General features: G+C 56.0%; 17 protein-coding genes. 7 read left to right on the top strand and 10 right to left on the bottom strand.

Annotated features, from left to right (window positions below; genetic code table 11):
* Both H8K03_00210 and H8K03_00205 read right to left on the bottom strand, forming a co-directional pair.
* Positions 1-1722 carry an HAD family hydrolase gene (locus tag H8K03_00210; GenBank protein UVT20389.1) on the bottom strand — a complete coding sequence of 574 codons (1722 nt, stop codon included), beginning with the start codon at positions 1720-1722 and terminating at the stop codon, positions 1-3.
* Positions 1723-1906: 184 nt separating this feature from the next.
* On the bottom strand, positions 1907-2476 hold the full coding sequence (locus H8K03_00205) for a Slp family lipoprotein (protein UVT20388.1): 570 nt from the start codon (positions 2474-2476) through the stop codon (positions 1907-1909).
* A gap of 412 nt (positions 2477-2888) precedes the next feature.
* Here H8K03_00205 and H8K03_00200 point away from each other — a divergent pair, with 412 nt between their 5' ends.
* Entirely contained in the window at positions 2889-4070 is a 1182-nt protein-coding gene (locus H8K03_00200; protein ID UVT20387.1) for an AI-2E family transporter, read from the top strand.
* Between the two features lie 150 nt (positions 4071-4220).
* Entirely contained in the window at positions 4221-4592 is a 372-nt protein-coding gene (locus H8K03_00195) for a four-helix bundle copper-binding protein (protein UVT20386.1), read from the top strand.
* A 165-nt stretch (positions 4593-4757) separates the two neighbouring features.
* On the opposite strand, the gene H8K03_00190 is transcribed toward H8K03_00195, so the two are convergent.
* Positions 4758-4976 (bottom strand): hypothetical protein, encoded by a 219-nt coding sequence (locus H8K03_00190; GenBank protein UVT20385.1) that lies wholly within the window; start codon positions 4974-4976, stop codon positions 4758-4760.
* Between the two features lie 140 nt (positions 4977-5116).
* Between H8K03_00190 and H8K03_00185 the strand changes: the two genes are divergently transcribed.
* Entirely contained in the window at positions 5117-5761 is a 645-nt protein-coding gene (locus H8K03_00185; protein UVT20384.1) for a superoxide dismutase, read from the top strand.
* 107 nt (positions 5762-5868) lie between these two features.
* Here the strand turns inward: H8K03_00185 and H8K03_00180 are convergent, their stop codons facing one another.
* From H8K03_00180 to H8K03_00165, 4 genes are all read right to left on the bottom strand, one after another.
* Positions 5869-7077, bottom strand: coding sequence for a glycosyltransferase (locus tag H8K03_00180; GenBank protein UVT20383.1), 1209 nt, complete (start codon positions 7075-7077; stop codon positions 5869-5871).
* Positions 7061-7753 carry a hypothetical protein gene (locus H8K03_00175; protein ID UVT20382.1) on the bottom strand — a complete coding sequence of 231 codons (693 nt, stop codon included), beginning with the start codon at positions 7751-7753 and terminating at the stop codon, positions 7061-7063. The genes H8K03_00180 and H8K03_00175 overlap by 17 nt, the downstream gene beginning before the upstream one ends.
* A 103-nt stretch (positions 7754-7856) precedes the next feature.
* On the bottom strand, positions 7857-8198 hold the full coding sequence (locus tag H8K03_00170; GenBank protein ID UVT20381.1) for a YtxH domain-containing protein: 342 nt from the start codon (positions 8196-8198) through the stop codon (positions 7857-7859).
* 46 nt (positions 8199-8244) lie between these two features.
* The gene (locus H8K03_00165) at positions 8245-8571 is read right to left on the bottom strand and encodes a DUF2934 domain-containing protein (protein ID UVT20380.1); all 327 of its coding nucleotides are present in this window, start codon (positions 8569-8571) and stop codon (positions 8245-8247) included.
* 232 nt (positions 8572-8803) lie between these two features.
* Between H8K03_00165 and H8K03_00160 the strand changes: the two genes are divergently transcribed.
* Both H8K03_00160 and H8K03_00155 read left to right on the top strand, forming a co-directional pair.
* Entirely contained in the window at positions 8804-9262 is a 459-nt protein-coding gene (locus tag H8K03_00160) for a hypothetical protein (GenBank protein UVT20379.1), read from the top strand.
* Between the two features lie 258 nt (positions 9263-9520).
* The gene (locus tag H8K03_00155; protein ID UVT20378.1) at positions 9521-10609 is read left to right on the top strand and encodes a glycosyltransferase family 4 protein; all 1089 of its coding nucleotides are present in this window, start codon (positions 9521-9523) and stop codon (positions 10607-10609) included.
* Positions 10610-10656: 47 nt separating this feature from the next.
* On the opposite strand, the gene ligD is transcribed toward H8K03_00155, so the two are convergent.
* The 3 genes from ligD to H8K03_00140 all read right to left on the bottom strand — a co-directional run bounded on the left by ligD (position 10657) and on the right by H8K03_00140 (position 15283).
* Complete coding sequence (gene ligD / locus H8K03_00150; GenBank protein UVT20377.1) at positions 10657-13308, bottom strand: DNA ligase D; 2652 nt, start codon at positions 13306-13308, stop codon at positions 10657-10659.
* An 83-nt stretch (positions 13309-13391) separates the two neighbouring features.
* A complete protein-coding gene (locus H8K03_00145; GenBank protein ID UVT20376.1) occupies positions 13392-14405 on the bottom strand; it encodes a type I glyceraldehyde-3-phosphate dehydrogenase in 1014 nt (337 codons plus the stop codon).
* A 131-nt stretch (positions 14406-14536) separates the two neighbouring features.
* Positions 14537-15283, bottom strand: a complete 747-nt coding sequence (locus H8K03_00140; GenBank protein UVT20375.1) for a PRC-barrel domain containing protein — start codon at positions 15281-15283, stop codon at positions 14537-14539.
* 451 nt (positions 15284-15734) lie between these two features.
* On the opposite strand from H8K03_00140, the gene H8K03_00135 reads away from it, so the two are divergent.
* Complete coding sequence (locus tag H8K03_00135) at positions 15735-17063, top strand: cytochrome ubiquinol oxidase subunit I (GenBank protein UVT22324.1); 1329 nt, start codon at positions 15735-15737, stop codon at positions 17061-17063.
* Positions 17064-17065: 2 nt separating this feature from the next.
* Positions 17066-18103, top strand: a complete 1038-nt coding sequence (locus H8K03_00130; protein ID UVT20374.1) for a cytochrome d ubiquinol oxidase subunit II — start codon at positions 17066-17068, stop codon at positions 18101-18103.
* The last annotated feature ends 79 nt before the right edge of the window (positions 18104-18182 follow it).

Genomic DNA, 18182 nt, shown 5'->3' with positions numbered 1-18182 from the left:
TCATAGACCCGTCGAGGGAACGGTGTACCGCTCCTCGATCGCAGACCGTATCAATTGGCGGCTGCGTTCGGCGCTGAGAGACGGCTGCTGTTCAATCTGCCGAGCGGCATCGGCCAACTGCGGATCCTTAATGCCTTCCAACATCCATGTGCTGTAATCCCCCCGTCGAAGGTGATGCAACCACGTCTTCTTATCCACACCCTCCGCCAGCTGCATGAATTGGATCAGGTTGTGCGCGCGCAGGTTCAATGCATTTTCAGGACCCCGGAAGTAGAAGCTTCGATCGGTGGGCAACTCGCCTTCGGCATATTTCCGGCGATGACGTTGATGGTCCGCTTCACAGGGAGCAATGCGTACCCGGTGGGGTGGCTCTGTTGACCGTCGATCCCAAAACACCGCTTCACCATGATCCAGTGCCGGAAGTTCCTCCGAGGGCATAGGCAAATCAAGCGTCTGACAAAACCTCCTGATCGTGCCCGCCGGATCCTCTCCCAAGGACACCACTATATCCGCCGTGCGCAGCACCGATTTCGCAACCTGGTCCGGATGCACCGTGACGTAGACCATACCGGTCAAGTCTTGCGCTAGGACTGCCTGAACCGGTTGCCATTCGCGCGGCATCAAATGGTGCGCTTCGTCGACGAGTATCCAATGAGGTCGTCCGAACTTGGCTCGACGCTCCTGAAGGGCTGGCAAGAGGGCCAAGAAAAAAGCCGGTCGATCGTGCAGCGGTACTCCCACAAGATTGACGACCACATTCGTGCTTGAGCCTTCAAGGGCTGTGAGAATTTCCGTCACGCTGGGACCTCGCTGAGAAGTTCCAAACATGACCGCTCCGGCAAATCCCTCATAATCTCCCTCCGGATCGATAATACAAAACTGATAGCCCTGCTCCATCACCCGCTCCAGAATCCCAGTGGCCAAGGTCGATTTTCCGCTTCCGGAAGAGCCGGCCAGTAAGAGATTTAATCCGGTAGCGGGAATGGCGACTTCTGCGCCGTTCTGCCGTGTACCGATCAGGATATTGCGGCGGCTCGTGCTGAACGGAGACACCTGCATGTCATGCTTGACGAGTTCATCGATGATTTCGGAAACTCCACATCCTTCCGCACCGTTGGTGACCCAATCGGCGCTTTCCTTGAGCATCGGTACGGCATTGGCCACCGCCACCGCATACTCACACTGATTCAGCAAGGCATGGTCGTTTTCCGCATCACCGATCGCAACGACATTGCGCGGCGACAATCCCATCTCGCTCAAGGCGGCCACGAGACCACTGGCTTTGTTGATGCCAGCCGGAACGACCATGACCGCATCTCGATTGAAGATGACTTGCAGCTCAAGTCCCAAATCGCGAATGGCCGCTAGGAGCGTCAGTTCGTGCGGTCGAACCGTGCTCACGATCGACTCCGCAACCGAGAGTTCCGGCACCTTCCGGCGCCGCAGCTCGTCCACAAACGCCGCAGGAATCCGAGGAGCCAACGATATCTGTTCGCGTGTAGCGGGCCTATAGAGGACGGCGCCATTGTCAGCGACAACTCGCTCGCACAGCGCGATTTCAGGAAAGATATCGAGGATATCCGGCAGCAAACGCCCGGTGACCAGAACGAGTTTCCGCCTGGATTGGATAAGACGTTCGAGTGCCGTGATCGTCTCAGGTTTCACCCGTCCGGCACTTGCCAGCGTGCTGTCATAATCCGTTGCGAGTGCCACATATTTCATAGGAATTGGACCATATCAACAGGATCTCCTCTGAGATGGATAGGAATAATTGTGAAGGAGTACTGATGCGAGACACGCACGATGCTCGAATTGCGGCTCAGAACGACGGTCGAAACGTGCGACCCATCACCACAACGCGCGGCCGGTACTTCCTCAGAGCCATAACCTGATATCTATATAACGCTTAACTCCCCGAAACACGGGTACCTTCCCAAAACGTATATGGCCGGTTTCCATAGTAGCCGTACCCGTAATAACTGTAATAGCCGGCGAATGGATAGTTCGACTTGGCACGCCCGTCCCAGACGGTCATGTCACGTATGACGATGACCGGATAGTCATACGTCGCCTTGTCACGTGTTTCTGTCCGGGAGCCTACGATCTCACCAATCACCGTGATTCGTGAGCCTTCCTCAAAGATTGCGGGATCGATGATTTCACCACGACTGTCCACTGCGAGAAATCGTCCTCGTGACGATGCCCGGTTATCGAGCGGAATGTGATCCTTGTTCAGAGGCAACTGGAGCACTTCGACTTTTGTACGATCCGTCTCACGCGCCGCAGTGAGCACTTCTCCGCCCCATACCACTATCTGCCCTTTATACGTATCGGGAGAAGCTTTGACTTCCTCATACGTCAACTTATGGTTGACCTGGGCCGCCAACCGATCTGGAATGACCTGATACCGGTTGCATCCGCCAAGGAAGACGATGAGAACCGCATACGCGACACACAATCCAGGCGTGACCTTCATACATCACCTTTACAGTTTACTGCTCGGTTGATCACCTTCATAAACGGGGCGCCGTCGGGCAGAAGTGCCGACGATCATTCACCACCGCTCCACTTTGTTTGGTCTGCAAAACACAGACCCGTTCTCACCTAGCGCGTCCCTTCCGACCTCAGCGGCTCGGGTGTATCACCTGCTTGTTGTTGATATTCTACGTGTGCATGAGCGACTCGACACAAGATATGCAGTGCTGCCGGACAAGATGTCTGATCCAAGACAACTCATCCTCGGAAAAGGACTGTGAACTTCGTCACGGCGATATGTTCCTGCAGATATGCGGGCACTGTGCTTGCAGACCAAGGAGCCGTAAGGATAGGAGTGGAGTGAATGTGATGAATCAAATTACCTTCGCAGAAGCCGGAGACGCATTGACTCCATGAGTTCTCTTCATCCCGCACCGGTACCCCGGACTCCCCCGGTACCCACTCCACCACCGACTGAATCCACTCCGCACAAGGCGGGCATCGACAGGCACCTATGGGAAATCCGCCCGATTCGCGACCTTTTTATCCTCGGCGCAATGGTCGGCTTGCTCTGGTTTCTCTTCGCACTACACCAGGTCTTTTTACCCGTGTTTGTCGCGCTTCTATTGGCCTATTTGGTCAATCCGTTTGTGGACTACGCATTCACACGCTGGAAGACTCCGCGTCCCGTCACGGTGGGAATACTGATGCTGTTCCTGGCTCTTGCCGGGGTCGGCATTGGTCTTTGGCTCATTCCGCTTTTGGTGGAGCAAGCCGAGACGTTGATACAGAAAATCCCCGTCTATGCCAGGAACTTCTCACAGCGCTATGAGACCATGTTCGGCAGCTGGTCGATCAGTCTAGGAGACTTTCTCGGTCGTCTGCACGATGATCCCCTAGCGACGATCCAACCGCTTCTCTCAGGAACCGGTCAGGCATTTGGCCTCCTGGGGCAGCTGCTAGGGATCACTGCCAATGTCGCGCTTTATGCGATCTTGATTCCAGTCTACTTTTTCTTTTTTGCATGGAATTTCGAAAGCATGAGCCGGACCATCGTTCGCCTCGTCCCCGTCTCGCATCGACCGCACACGCTGCACGTCTTGCGTCGAATGGATACGGTCGTGCGAGGCTTCTTTTTTGAGCGGCTCCTCATCGCGGTGATCACCGGTGTGTTGTATGCGGGAGGCTGGTCGTTTGCCGGGGTCCCCTATTGGTTCCTTCTCGGCATTGTCACAGGCTTGGCGTCCCTCGTCCCCTATCTTTCCGCCATCGGATGGCCGGTGGCGGTGGCACTCAAATATGCCGATGCCCTCACTACCGGCCAATGGGCCACGACCGATTGGATGACGATCGTGTTATGGCCGAGCGTGGCCTACCTGATTGTGCAATTTGTCGAAGGCTGGGTCCTGACTCCCTGGTTGCAACGTCATTCCACCGACATGAGCGCCGCGACCATTCTGATCGTCGTCTTCATGGGAGGCGCCGTCGGCGGACTGTTTGGACTGATCTTTGCGATTCCCGTCGCGGCATGTCTCAAGATCGTGGTCGATGAATTTGTCAGACCGCGGTGGCTTCGATGGGTGCGCGAGGCCTAGGGTCATGATAGTGACCGCTGGCTGATCTCTCTAGGGACTATCCGAGTACAGGGACGGTGAGGAATCGGCGTAGATTCATAAGTACGAGGTGGTCGCATTCGATCGAAACGGAAGCGAATGCGTTGATCCTTCAAGCAAGGAGACGATGATATGCAAAACCAGCCCGTATCAGACCAACAAGACTGTATCAATGCCTGCTTCTCGTGCGCCCAAATGTGCGAGAGATGCGCGGACGACATGATCGGCATGACTCATCAGAGCCACGATGACTTAATGACACGCTGCATCCGGCTTTGCCGCGATTGCGCAAGTATCTGTATCCTGTCCGCCCAATGGATGAGTCGATCGTCTCTGCAAACTCAGTCTCTTTGTCGTCTCTGCGCGGAAATCTGCGATCAATGCGCGGAGGTATGCGAACGTCATGCGCCCGATCATCCATTGTGCGGTCCTTGCGCGGAGGCGTGCCGGCGGTGTGCGGAGAGCTGTCGTGAGATCGTAGGAAGTGGGGCCCACACGACATGATGACATATTGTCACGAAGAGCGGAAAGGTATTGAAGCCTCGGCCTTCCCACTCTACTGGATACGGGATTGCTTCTTGGTTATGGTGGTGCTGGTTATCGTTGTGAGTGCCTTACCGACGGAGGCCCCAGCCATGGCTCCGTTCCAGATCGCTCTATTGACCGATCTTAACGCCGAACAGGCAAATCCTGATCCGAAGCCGTCCGGCCCAATGCCGACTCCACCGACAGATCCAAGTCCGGGGCCGACCGACCCGACTCCGAAACCCTCAGGGCCGATTCCGGTTCCCCAGCCTCCCGTTCCAACTCCGAAACCATCGCATCCGCCATCATCGTCTGGCCATGGTTCTCAGTAGCATCATGATTGGAGGGCTTCGATGACACCATGATATGAGTATCAATTCAGATGGGACGAATCATTCTTCGTCACGGGATGGCAAGGGTGTTAATGCGCCTCCTTGATATCAGACGCTTCGCAGCAACGTGGATGTCTATACCAATATCAATCTTATTGATGGAGCTTCCCCATGTATGCACCACTGCCGGACCGGATCTATGAACCACGACCCTATGACCTTCATGGTCTCCACGGTATTTCAGATCGTACCCTCGATGCACACGTCCATCTCTACGAAGGCTATGTCAAAGAAACCAATACGTTGACCGCCCAAATACGAGACATCCTTGAGAGCGGCAGGGCGGATCAGGAGGGAATGCCGGCGTATTCGGAACTCAAGCGTCAATGCGGCTTCGAATACAACGGCATGGTGCTGCACGAATACTACTTCGACAATCTCACGATCCAGGGATCGCCCGACCCCGGTGCGCATTCACCCTTTAGAGAGGCGACGGAAGAGAGCTTCGGAACGTATGACGCGTGGAAACTCGACTTTGTGAGTGTCGGGAAGATGCGCGGAGTCGGCTGGGCCATATGTTATTTGAATCCGCATAATGGCAGGCTCTCCAACCACTGGATTACCCTCCACGAGACAGGCCATATCGCCGGTTTCGTTCCGGTCTTGGTCATGGACGTCTGGGAGCATGCCTTTCTATTAGACTACAAACCGGCTGAGCGCCCCTCATATATCGAGGCATTCTTCTCCAATATCAATTGGAAGACGGTGGAGCAGCGGTTGAATCGCGCCCATGTGCCGACGCCCGTTTCACAATGACTCAACCTAATGGATGAGTCACCAGGCTTGCTCAGTGCTGAGCTTCAGCGAATATTCTGCGCAGCGCGTTTGAGAGGTACAGTAGTATCGATGCCATAAGATAGACTCTATGCGGTACCTCGGGCCAAGTGAATCATTATGCCCAAGTAATCCTGCACATGCCGTGTGACCAGGAAACGATTGCGCGCAAATTCTTTTGCTTGGCGACCGATCGCTTCCATCCGCTCCGGCTCATTGAGCAAACGTTTGATATAGAATGCCGTACCGGCCGGAGAATTGACGGTGTAGCCGGTGTAGCCGTGTATCAATTGCACAGTGATGCCTCCGGTATCGCCGCCGATGACGGGCTTGCCTTTCCACATGGCCTCGGTCACCGTCAGGCCAAACCCTTCGCGCACTGATTTCTGAATGATGATGGTCGCCGCCCGCTGCAGGGCATTGATTTCCAGGTTGGCCGTGGGTGGCAGCAACAGGAGTTGGACATCGGGGTCTATACCCACCGCCTCCTGCACCTCGGCCAGAACGGCCGCACCTTCGGGATCGTCGGTCGCCGTGCCGCCTGCCAGCACCAGCCGGCAATCGTGACTCTGCTTGACGATACGGTAGGCGGCAACTACTCCAAGTGGGTCTTTAAACCGATCGAACCGGGATACTTGCAGCAAGATCGGCTTATCGGTCGGCACTCCGAGCTTCTCCAATATCGATGAGATTTCTTCAGGCGCGAGCTCACGGTTTTTGTCGCTGAATGGATCGATGGACGGGTACACGACGAATTGCGGCACCGGCAAGCGACGAGCAAACTTCGGAAGCGACACAATAGCCGCATCGTACTGCGACACGAACGGGCGCAAAAACTGCCACACCGTCGGCTGGGGAGTGGACACATCGATGTGGCACCGCCATAACCATCGCGCGCCCTTCGGACGTGAGCCGATGAGCGCCGCCGGCTGGGGATCATGGATCATGGCGAAGTCGGCATCGAAGTTCAGATGCTTGGCGTGCTCGCGATTGATCTCGAGATACGCCTCGAACATGGCTTTGGTGATGTGCTGCGACGTTCCTTGCAAGGCGTTATGGAAACTCTTCGTCGTGTGATAAAAGACGTCCGAGCCGGTCATCACTTCCCAGCGCGTCCGAATTCCCAATTCCTCGAATAGGGGCAGCAGCCGATGCAGCATTTCAGCCACTCCCCCGCCGTAGCGGGTGGAATTGATATGGAGCATCCGTCTCCCTTCCAACCGCCGACCCAGCTGACGAAGAAATTCCACCGTACCGGGCGGCGTGACCGCCCGATATTGTTCAAGCAGTTCCGCCATGCGTCCTCATCAACTCGGCGTCGCATAAGGCGACAATCCGAGCTCTCATACCTTCCAGATTAAGGCCCAAGCGCACCACGCGTTGGATGTGAGCCGCCAACTCCGGCATGTTCAAACCGTCTTCCGCAGACAGCCAATGAGAAAAATCGTCAAAACCTGGTGTCTTGCGCATACGCGCCTCGCAGAGATGGAAATAGAGCGCGCCGGCTTCGACCTCATGCACGGCGTGACGAAACTCCAAAAGCGTCCACGCATGGCGGTCCAATGGCGCTTCAATCACGTGGGACCGTATGAAGTCGAACGGTTCCGCACTCATCGCGCGAGAAACCGTAGGGTGAGAGCTCAAATGGTCATCGAGAACGGTGACAATGTCCTGGCGTAGAGCTTCAAGAGAAAGATACGCGAAAGGATCCAGCACACCCAGACGCTCACCGAGGACGCGATCATGGGCGTACAGGGCCGCCCACGTGGCGAAGTCGTTGGGGTACAGCGTTTGGACATACGCATGGCGCAGGTAAAAACTGTGCGTATGATAATAAATGGCATCGGATGGAACTTCTTCCATCAGCTCCAACAGACGTCCCACATCCGTCGCGCGTTTCCCCAAGACTTCGCGCAATTCCATACAGCTGACGAACTGAAACGGACGTACGGCGCGATGGTATTCCGGCATCATGACGTTCAGCCCGCCGGCTCCCCGTTCGTTAACATTCCCTTCTCTACGATTCGCATCGTCGATCCTCGCTCATGTGAATACACTGCGCCTCTCTAGGAGTCGATCAACCGCGAGATCGTGCAGCTTCCTTCGCCGTTTCCGTCATCGAATCCTGAGCCTGTTTGGCGAATTCCTTCGCCGAACGCCCGGCTTCATGGACAGCCTCCTGGCCTTTGTCGTAATACTCCTTACCTCGCTCCACCGCCGTATCCCAGGCTTCCTGGCCGCGCTCGAGTATATCGTCTTTCGTGCGGTCGGCATAGCCGCGAAGCATGCCGCGGAGTTCGGTCCCCGTCTGCGGGGCGAATAACAGCGCGACACCGGCCCCAATCAAGGCTCCGGCCATGAAGGCCGACCACCCGGTCGCTTCGCCCATTTCTTCATCGTAATAATTCCTGCTGTTCATGGTCGAGTCCTCCTCTGATGAATAAAATCTTGTGTTTATCTCACGTTCACTGCATCTTGACTTCGCGTTCTGCCTCAAACCAATGTTCCAAGTCGTTGCCGTGCCTGCATCCGCTTTCCAGGTACAGAATAAAAGCCCTTACCGCGATGCGGCGGTGCGTCGACATATCTTCGCTGTAGCTGGATTCTTCCTCAGCGGTAGACATTGTCTGTCGTGCGTTCGTTGAGCCGCGCAATGACGGCCCATCCCGTTTCGCAGTTCCCCCGGTGATAGAGTCCGCCCTTTCAGACTCTCGCGGAGGATTGTCTGGCGTCGGCTCTTTGGGTGCCGACGGTTTCTGGGTCGTCTGCTTGGTCGATCGAGTGCGTGCCATGATCTCTATGTGCCCCCATTAAGGTAATGGTTGACCGCCCAGTTCTGCCCTCAGGGCATTTGATCTGCTTGGGTTTTCGCCCTCCATTTCATGCACCCTAGCTCAATGCTCGAACTGTTCAGAACTAGGAGACAACCTAGCTAAGATCGTTGTCGCGCCTCGGATAAGTACGAGTTATCTCCCCTCGCTCGTTAGGTCATGATAAAGCAGGGTAAAAGAAAGAAGGGCCTGAATGAAACGATACATCGGCGCAGCGGCGACGTTCGTGCTGGCGATCGCAGCATGTCAGACTCTACCCACCGTGACGCGCAGCGGCGACGTCAAGGACATCTACATTGAAGACACACAATCGGCCGCTACGTATGTGCAGGGCGTGGTCGGAGACGAAATCCGGTGGACCAACAAGCGCACGGCATCGGTTCGGATAACCTTCTTGGACCGGATATCGGATCAGTTGTTATGCCGGAATAATTTTGAGGGGTATTTTACCGGCGGCGTTGACACGACACTGAAACCCGATCAAAGCGCCAGCCTGTGCTTTGGAGATCACGCAACGATTCCCTACATCGTCAGAATATATTCGGCATCGACAAACGCAGAGGTCTCGCGATCCGGGCAGGTTCAAATCGAAGCAGCTTTTGCGCATCCATCAGCGGAAGACAAATCTGCGGCAGGCAGGACAGGACGGTGAGATATCCGATGCGGATGTCCGCCCAAGCGGAGAATAACAGCTCGTGCACAGACAGACTCGCGTTGAACCCCTGTGTCCCACTCGAGCTAGGGAGTTCCCTCGTATAATCTTTAACTGGCTTCACGCATAAAGTTTCAGCATGCATCGAGAATGTTCGTCCCCTAGACACCGGCGCTCTTCCGTGCACACAAGTCGACGGAGTCATTCACACCGACAGTTCTTCCGAACATACTCGTCTTTAGAAAGGGAAAATCTGATATGAAGATCGCACAAGTGGCCCCATTGTGGGAAAGCATTCCTCCCCAGCGATACGGAGGCACAGAACGTGTCGTATCGTATTTGACTGAAGAGCTCGTTCGACGCGGTCATGAGGTGACACTGTTTGCCGCCGGTGATTCATCGACATCAGCCACCTTGCATGCCATCTGCCCATCATCTTTGCGGGCCAATCGCTTATTGTTTCCTGATGCGGTGGTTTCTCTTCTCTTAGAGCGTGTATTCGGGACCCACGCGGGAAGTTTTGACCTGATCCACTCACATATCGAGTTCCTGGGTTTTCCGCTCACGCGCCGGTGCCCTACACCGGTGCTGACGACATTGTACGGTCGGCTTGACCTGCCGGAACTGGTTCCGGCATTTCGACAGTTCTGCGAACTCCCGCTGGTTTCAGTATCGGATGCCCAACGGCATGCGATGCCGTTGGGCAATTGGCAGGCTACCATCCATCACGGACTGCCTCGAGATCTGTATTCTATGCATGCCGGGCCCGGCACGTACCTCGCCTTCTTGGGCCGCATCTCGCCTGAGAGTGGACTGGAGCAAGCTATTCAATTGGCCAAACGAGCCGATATGCCGATTCGCATCGCGGCTAGGGTAGATCCGGCAGATCGCGATTACTTTCAGCACATCGCGCCTCTGTTGGAACATCCACTCGTGGAGTACGTCGGCGAAATCACGGACGAAGAGAAGAATGATTTTCTTGGTGAGGCCTTTGCGTTGACCTGCCCGTACGAGGGACCGGAGCCCTTCGGCTTGGTCATCATCGAAGCACTCGCTTGCGGCACACCTGTGCTTGCCTATCGGCGGGGAACCGCGTTGGAAATCGTGGATGATGGATACACCGGCTATGTATGCGATACGCTGAGCGAGATGGGGAAAGCCATTACGCGCGTATCGACTCTCGATCGACACCAATGCCGGGCAGCTTTTGAGAAGCGGTTTACCGTCGAGCGCATGACCGATAATTATCTGGCTCAGTATCAGCTCTTAGCGCTCAAGCAAGAGGATCAGCTCGTCACCCAAAGCTCCTCTCCGAACAACGACGTCGTCGCAATATCCGATGTCTAGTGTGCAGATTGACTATGGCCACACTCTGCCGGAACGACAACTCAGACCTAGAGTTGGCGGGAGGTACCGAGACCGGTCATCATACTCGTCGTCAAATGCTGTTGGACCGTCTCATACCCAGCCCACGGATCTTTGGCAAGCTCTGACAGTCGTTCCTCGATGTTGTGCACGTTGAACTGATCTGAGCGCAGCGATGGAGTTAACTCATCCCACCCCAACGGAGCAGAGAGCGGAGCTCGCGGTTTGGCACGCGTCGAGTAAGCTGCCACGGTCGTCGCCCCTCGCCCGTTCCTGAGATAATCGATATACACCTTGCCTTTGCGCACTCGTTTCGACATGTTGTCCGTAAATCTGGCAGGTATCGTTCGTACCATATGTCCGGCCACTGACTTCGCGAAGTCCTTCACCTCGTCCCATGAGTGCCGTCGCTGTAATGGCACCACGACATGCAATCCTTTCCCACCTGTGGTCTTGACGAATGACGTCAAACGCAACTCTTCGAGCAGGGTTCTGATAAGAAATGCGGCTTCGACGACTTCACGCCACGGCACATCCGGAGCCGGATCCAAATCCAGCGTCATACGGTCGGGACGATCCAGCCGCTCTCGCCTCGCTCCCCAGGTGTGGAATTCGAGGACGCCGAGTTGCACGAGTGCAACCAAGGCAGCGGTTGTGTTCGCCACCATGTAGCTGGCGCGTCCATCCGATTCTTCAACCTCGACTCGATCGATCGCCTCATGAATCTGGTCCGTCGCGTGTCTCTGATAAAAGCATCCTGTGTCGTGTCCTTCCGGGCAACGGACCAACGTCAATGGACGCCCACGAACATGAGGCAAGATCGTGTCCCCGATTCGATCATAGTACTGCGCCAGCTCGAGTTTCGTGATGCCGTCATGTGGAAACAACACTCGATAGGGATTCGTGATCTCGATACCCGCCACAATCGCCGCATGTGTCGGCTTCCGATCTTGACGGAGAGGTCTCGCGCGGTGCACCCGGGCAGCTGCACGCTTCGATTCGCGATCCGGCTCGTCAGCCGATCTATTTTTCTGCTCCCGATTCGCCGATGCATGGACCGCCGACTCACGGACAATGGCCTTGGCCGGCTTGTCGTCGCGCAGACCCAGGAACGCCGCCTGGCGGAGGAGACCTTCCTGTGTCCATTCCGCAAAACGTACTTCAGCGACTAATTCCGGTTTAACCCAGTGGACTCCTTTTGTATCCCCACCCGTCGGAGGATCGACAAATGGCGGCCGGGGTCGTTCATGCCGCTGCAAGATCCGATAGAGTTGAGACAATCGATTCTCTGAGAATCCCGTCCCGACTCGTCCAACATAGACCAATCGTCCCGGTTTCTCATATACACCGAGCAAGAGCGCTCCGAATCCGCGCCGGGAGCCCGATGGCTCGGTATAGCCGCCAATGACGAATTCTTGGCGGCGTTGACACTTTACTTTGACCCAGTTTCGATTTCGGCCTTCGGTATATCGCCCGTCCACTCGTTTGGCGATCACTCCTTCGAGTCCTCGGCGACAAGCCGTCTCAAAGACGGTAGGTCCCTTACCAAGGATATGGGCGCTGTATTGCAACAGGCCGCTCTCCGGCTGCCCGCATAGAAGCGACGCTAAAAGTCGCTTGCGTTCGTGCAAAGGGGACGATCTGAGGTCTCTCCCATTGAAAAATAGGAGATCGAAGACATAGTACACAAGCCGGCCATCCCATCCACCGTCAAAGGCATTTTGCAATGCCTGAAAGCTCATCGACCCGTCCGATTTCATGGCAACGAGTTCACCGTCCAGCCATGCATTTTCAACGGAGAATCGGCGGGCCGCCTTCACGTGCTCGGGCAGCTTTTGGGTCCATTCCCGACCGTTTCTTGAGAAGAGTTGCACAACGCCCTGCTCAATTCTGCACAGCATGCGATACCCGTCATACTTGAGTTCGTGGATCCAACCTTCTCCCTCCGGAATCTTATCAACGAGCGTTGCCAGCTGAGGCGATATCCATGCGGGACATGTGACCGTACCCATACTGGTTACCGATCCCCGTTTCGTCTTGAGGTCCCGGGAGATCTTGATCCGCTCTACGCCACCGGACGTACGATGAGAGTGCCATACATCGGACTTGGCCTTTGTAATCTCATCCATGCTTCTTCCGCTCTTGACACTGTGGGACGACGCGAGACTTGAATTCGATCTAGTCGCAGTCCGCGCATACTCGTCTCGTTCCTTGATCAGAAGCCAGTTCTTACCGTCTGCGTTGTCTGTTCCGCTCATCCGCACCAGTGTCCAGCGGCCCTGCAACTTTTTCCCGAACAGGGCAAATTTCATCCGCCCCTTGTGATAGGCCGCTCGGGGATCTCCATCCGATTCCCACTGACCTTGATCCCATACCATGACCGTGCCGGCGCCATACTGTTTCGGCGGGATGATGCCCTCGAAAGCGGCATATTCCATGGGATGGTCTTCGACGTGCACTGCAAGCCGCTTGTCGTCCGGATTCAGACTGGGTCCCTTGGGAACCGCCCAGCTTTTCAGCGTGCCATCCAATTCAAGCCGGAAATCATAGTGCAGCCGGCTTGCAGCGTGCTTCTGGACGACGTAGAGCAGCTGTGAGGGAGGCTTTTCTCTCGACTGTGAGCCTCGTGGTTCAGGCGTCTGAGAGAAATTTCTTTTCTTCCTGTATCGTGTCAAACTCATAAAATGTTCAGACCCGAGTGCAAGCAACCGATGTATGGGCAGAGTCTCGCCGATACGTTGGAGCAGGCTCGACTCCTGCTCCTCTAGACCTCGACGGGGACGATGAGGGCCATCGAAAGAGCTTGCCGAACCATCTGGCTCGCATAACCCCACTCATTGTCGTACCAACTCATGACCTTGACCAGATTGCCGTCCACAACTTGAGTCATGTCCACATCAACGATCGAGGCGCGCGGATCCTGGACGATGTCGGAAGACACCACCGGATCTTCCGTCACCCCCACAACTCCTGCATACCGGTCACTACGCGCCTCCTCCAAGAACATCGCGTTCACCTCCCCGACACTCGTCTCCCGTTCCGTCAGCATCACGATGTCGGAGAGCGAACAGATCGGGATGGGAACATGGATGGCCGCTCCCTGAAATCGCCCTTTGAGAACGGGCAAGACGCGGGTTGCCGTGAGAGCGGCCCCCGTCGACGACGGCACAAGGTTGGCGGCCGCCGCTCGCCCGCGGCGTTTCCTCGTATGCTGCCCATCGACCAATGCATGACTGGCGGTGTAGGCGTGCGTAGCCGTCATCACCGCCTTCACCACCCCGAGATGGCGGTGAATGATTTCCACGACCGGTGTCACGCAATTCGTCGTGCAACTGGCGCATGACAGAATCGGCCCGGCCTTTTCGTCATACGCATTCACACCATAGATGACGGTGGGAATATCCTCGTCCTTGGCCGGCGCCGAGAGGATGACCCGCTTCGCTCCGGCTTCGAGATGTTTTGAGAGCGCGGTTCTGGTATTGAACTGCCCCGAACATTCGAAAACCACATCGACTCCCAGTTCCTTCCATGGAAGATGAAGCGGGTCGCGTTCCGCAAACACGGGATACACCCGGTCGACCATCGTGATCCCCTTCCGATCGGCTCCTACTCGATTGGGATAGCGGCCATACACCGTGTCATGATTGATCAGGTAGGCCAACTCGTCGGGGGAAGTCAGATCGTTGATCGCGGCCAGCTCAAGCTCCGGTATGGTCGCGAGAATCTTGAACGTGGCGCGCCCGATTCGCCCCAACCCGTCAATAGCGACTCGCATCATTCCATTGCCCTTTCTCTAGGTACAGGGTCTATCGTTCCCTAGCAGTACCGAGCGGTATGACCTGTCGGCGCTTCTCCTCCGACGCCTGCAGAGCCCCGTCTTACGAATCGACGAATTGACACCTACGGGCCCTAAACCGACTCTTTTCCGTAGTGCTTAAAGAGCTCAATTTCATAGTCCGGCGTAATAAGTTTCGATGGATCATAGTCCGGCGCCGACTGGATAGCATGCCGGGTGAGCGACATGGTAACCGCTCGGCTGGGCCAATCGATTCGTTCTATCCGTCCGGTTTGCACCAACACCTTCTTGCCCGGCAGCCAATTTCTCGTGTCGATCTCCGCATACCGAACAATCCAGTCCTCATCATCTACGACCAGGTCCTCGATGTGGCCGATTTCCCCGTCTCGCGCATGGATTGCATAACCGGTCACTTCGGCACTGCTGCGAAGATGTGTCAGCTCGGAAGGTTCCGAAAGGAGAGGCTCATCCAGACCCGCCGTAGCCATTTCTGAATCTGGAACCGGACTTCCCCACACCGTCGTGCCGGGTTGCCAGTACGGTGCCCACCGAAAGTGCCGATAGTACGCCTCCTCATACTGTCGTGATATCGGTTTTACGTCATCGATCGGTGGAGCGTGTTCGATCTGTTCTTTCCGCAGATTGAATTTCATGGATGCGTTGGTATCGTCGATACCAGCCACTGCGATCGGAGCAATGAGCACGTTCCTGCCAAAAAGCCAATTGCCTGTCTTTACGATGAGATATCGGACAGCCCAGCTGTGATCGTCAAAATAGAGTTCTTGCACGCTTCCCACTTGGCCATCTATCGCGCATAGCGTCAATTCGGTGATTTCCCGCACACGTCTGAATTGTTTCATGTTCTCTTCCCATTATTGGAGCAGTGAATATGCACCCTGTTTTCCTGCTGACGGGGCAACCGTCTATTACATAGTGGATGCTCGATCACCGTTGCTGTGTGATGAAGAGCAAATTTCGCAAAGGCCATACCAGAGACAGGATGTCTGCATGAGGATCGTTTGGCATGGGACCAGTGGCTGATTACTCACTTATGCGGGTATCGATATTGCGTCTGAACAAACCTTACACGGCAACCGGTTGCAGTAATCCTCGAAGGAAATTGTTCTCTCGCGAAAAGCTGCACTGGGATCTTATGTAAATTCAGAATTACTGGACTTACGATCTTGGCTCGCTAGAGGACTATCTTGTCTTCAGAGAGACAATTAGTCCGGTCGGTTTGCGGTGCTTTTTCTTGGGACACCATCTTATCCTTCTGACCTCCTCGACATTATCTGATGAGAGGCACGTATGATCTCGGACATCCTTGCCGCTCGATCTCAGATGGCCATGTCGCTGGGATTTCACATCGTCTTTGCCGCGCTGGGCATCGCCATGCCGGTATTGACCGCTGTTGCTGAGTGGCACTGGCTGAAAACGAAGGATGAACAATACCTCGTATTGGCGAAGCGATGGTCGAAAGGCACTGCGATTCTGTTCGCTGTCGGCGCTGTATCGGGGACCGTTCTCTCCTTCGAGTTGGGCTTGCTCTGGCCTTCGTTCATGGAGCGGGCCGGTCCCATCATTGGGCCTCTGTTCGGGCTCGAGGGATTCGCATTCTTCACGGAAGCGATTTTTCTTGGGATTTACCTCTATGGATGGTCGCGCATTTCGCCGCGCGCACACTTCATCGCCGGGTTGATTGTTGCGGCGAGCGGAACCGCCTCTGCCGTCTTCGTCGTCACGGTCAATGCGTGGATGAACGTACCCAGCGGGTTTGATCTCGTCGACGGGACGTTCACCAATGTCACACCCTTATCCACGTTGTTACACCCGGTTGCATTTCATGAAACATTGCACATGCTGTTGGCGGCATTCGCAGCGAGCGGATTTCTCGTGGCCGGGGTCCATGCATTTCTCCTCCTGCGCCGTCCTTTGGATCGCTTCCACCGGAACGCGCTCGTCATTGCACTTCTGGTCGGAGGCATTCCAGCCGTCCTTCAACCGTTGAGCGGAGACTTTATCGCTCGTGCAGTCGCCGATCACCAGCCCGCTAAACTGGCTGCGATGGAATCACTGTTCATTACAGAAACGGGAGCGGATTTCATACTCTTCGGACTTCCTGATGTTTCCACGCAAACCGTCGACTACGCGGTGCATATTCCCAACGGATTGAGCCTCCTTCTGCATGGAGATCCGCAGACCGTGGTTCCGGGGCTCGATCGGATTCCTCGTCAAGATTGGCCGCCCGTCGCCGTTGTCCATATCGCCTTTCAACTCATGGTCGCCTGCGGATTGATGATGGCCGGAACAGCTGTGTGGGGCGCGTGGCGCTTATGGAAAGGACACCTGGAAACGGACCGAAGACTCTTACGCACATTGGTCGCCATGTCTCCGCTTGGCTTCATCGCCATCCAGGCCGGTTGGGTGGTGACTGAAGTGGGGCGGCAACCGTGGATCATACAAGGACTCATGCGCACCTCCCAGGCCGTGACTCCTATGCCCGGCCTTTGGATTCCCATGGTGACTTTCTCCGCCTTGTACATCGTCCTGGCCGGAGTCGTCGTCTGGGCGATGTGGCGTCACATCGCAGCTGCAGCTGTCGTCTCTCGTGAGCGGAAGGCGGAAAGGAACGCGGCCTAACGATGCCCCCGTATGAACTCATACTCGCCGTCGCGCTGGTCGGGGCCCTCACCTTTTATCTGCTGTTCGGTGGCGCGGATTTCGGGGCAGGGATCTGGACGCTCTTCGCAATGGGGCCGCGCGGGCAGCCTCAGCGTGCTTTGATCGACCAGGCCATCGGTCCCATTTGGGAGGCCAACCACGTCTGGCTCATCATTGCCGTCGTGATTCTTTTTACGGCCTTTCCTCCGGCCTTTGCGGTGATCTCCATACGGCTGCACATCCCCCTGACCCTGATGCTGATCGGGATCGTCCTGCGAGGCACCGCGTTCGCGATCCGGACTCACGACATCACATCGCGTCCGAACGGATTCACGGGTGCGCCGCCGATTTGGCACAGGATATTCGCATGGTCCAGCGTGATCACGCCCACCATGCTGGGAATCGTCCTTGGAGCGATCGCATCGGGCCGCGCTGCAGGACCGACCGACACCATCCGAGAAACGTTCGTCGATCCGTGGCTGGCACCATTCCCCTTCTCGGTCGGCCTCCTCGCGACAGCATTGGTCGCCTATCTCGCCGCCGTGTATCTCATCGTGGAGAGTCGGGACCCGTCCTTAAGCCGACTCTTTCGCCACCGCGCCATACTCAGCGGTGTGCTCGTCATCATGTTGGCCGCCATCGCCCTGTTCCTTGTCCGCGACGGAGCCCCGGAAATCTATCGAGGCTTGGCGAAAACTGCGGTGGGTCGTGCAACCATAATCGCCACCGCGCTGGTGCATCTTGCGGCCTTGTGGGCGCTCATCACTCAACGTGATCTGTTGGCTCGATTTCTTGCGGGGACAGGAGCAGTCGCCATCCTTTGGGGTTGGGCGCTGTCACAATATCCGTACCTGGTTGAGCCATCTGTCACCATCTATGATGCCGCCCCGCAAGGAACATTGGACATCTTGCTGGAGAGCCTGCTGTTGGGATCCGTCGTCCTTTTTCCCTTTCTGTTTTACTTGTATAACTTGTTCAAGGGAAACGTGATCTCGCACCCGGCACAGTTCAAATCCTGAGAGCGCCGACTCGTTGCCCGGCTTCAGGATGAGCAATTGCACGCCGCGTGTTGGAATGGGATTGAAAGGGTGGTCGTCG

Origin of the sequence: Nitrospira sp. (assembly GCA_024760545.1) — a bacterium.
In the GTDB taxonomy this organism is placed as follows: Bacteria; Nitrospirota; Nitrospiria; order Nitrospirales; family Nitrospiraceae; genus Nitrospira_D.
Note: the sequence above shows the minus strand (reverse complement) of the source record. Positions and strands in the feature narration are given on the sequence as shown.

Bases quoted from the DNA above. Each gene is read 5' to 3' on its own strand.
- H8K03_00210 (UVT20389.1), bottom strand. From the start codon at position 1,722: ATGAAATATGTGGCACTCGCAACGGATTATGACAGCACGCTGGCAAGT.
- H8K03_00205 (UVT20388.1), bottom strand. From the start codon at position 2,476: ATGAAGGTCACGCCTGGATTGTGTGTCGCGTATGCGGTTCTCATCGTC.
- H8K03_00200 (UVT20387.1), top strand. From the start codon at position 2,889: ATGAGTTCTCTTCATCCCGCACCGGTACCCCGGACTCCCCCGGTACCC.
- H8K03_00195 (UVT20386.1), top strand. From the start codon at position 4,221: ATGCAAAACCAGCCCGTATCAGACCAACAAGACTGTATCAATGCCTGC.
- H8K03_00190 (UVT20385.1), bottom strand. From the start codon at position 4,976: ATGGTGTCATCGAAGCCCTCCAATCATGATGCTACTGAGAACCATGGC.
- H8K03_00185 (UVT20384.1), top strand. From the start codon at position 5,117: ATGTATGCACCACTGCCGGACCGGATCTATGAACCACGACCCTATGAC.
- H8K03_00180 (UVT20383.1), bottom strand. From the start codon at position 7,077: ATGGCGGAACTGCTTGAACAATATCGGGCGGTCACGCCGCCCGGTACG.
- H8K03_00175 (UVT20382.1), bottom strand. From the start codon at position 7,753: ATGATGCCGGAATACCATCGCGCCGTACGTCCGTTTCAGTTCGTCAGC.
- H8K03_00170 (UVT20381.1), bottom strand. From the start codon at position 8,198: ATGAACAGCAGGAATTATTACGATGAAGAAATGGGCGAAGCGACCGGG.
- H8K03_00165 (UVT20380.1), bottom strand. From the start codon at position 8,571: ATGGCACGCACTCGATCGACCAAGCAGACGACCCAGAAACCGTCGGCA.
- H8K03_00160 (UVT20379.1), top strand. From the start codon at position 8,804: ATGAAACGATACATCGGCGCAGCGGCGACGTTCGTGCTGGCGATCGCA.
- H8K03_00155 (UVT20378.1), top strand. From the start codon at position 9,521: ATGAAGATCGCACAAGTGGCCCCATTGTGGGAAAGCATTCCTCCCCAG.
- ligD (UVT20377.1), bottom strand. From the start codon at position 13,308: ATGAGTTTGACACGATACAGGAAGAAAAGAAATTTCTCTCAGACGCCT.
- H8K03_00145 (UVT20376.1), bottom strand. From the start codon at position 14,405: ATGATGCGAGTCGCTATTGACGGGTTGGGGCGAATCGGGCGCGCCACG.
- H8K03_00140 (UVT20375.1), bottom strand. From the start codon at position 15,283: ATGAAACAATTCAGACGTGTGCGGGAAATCACCGAATTGACGCTATGC.
- H8K03_00130 (UVT20374.1), top strand. From the start codon at position 17,066: ATGCCCCCGTATGAACTCATACTCGCCGTCGCGCTGGTCGGGGCCCTC.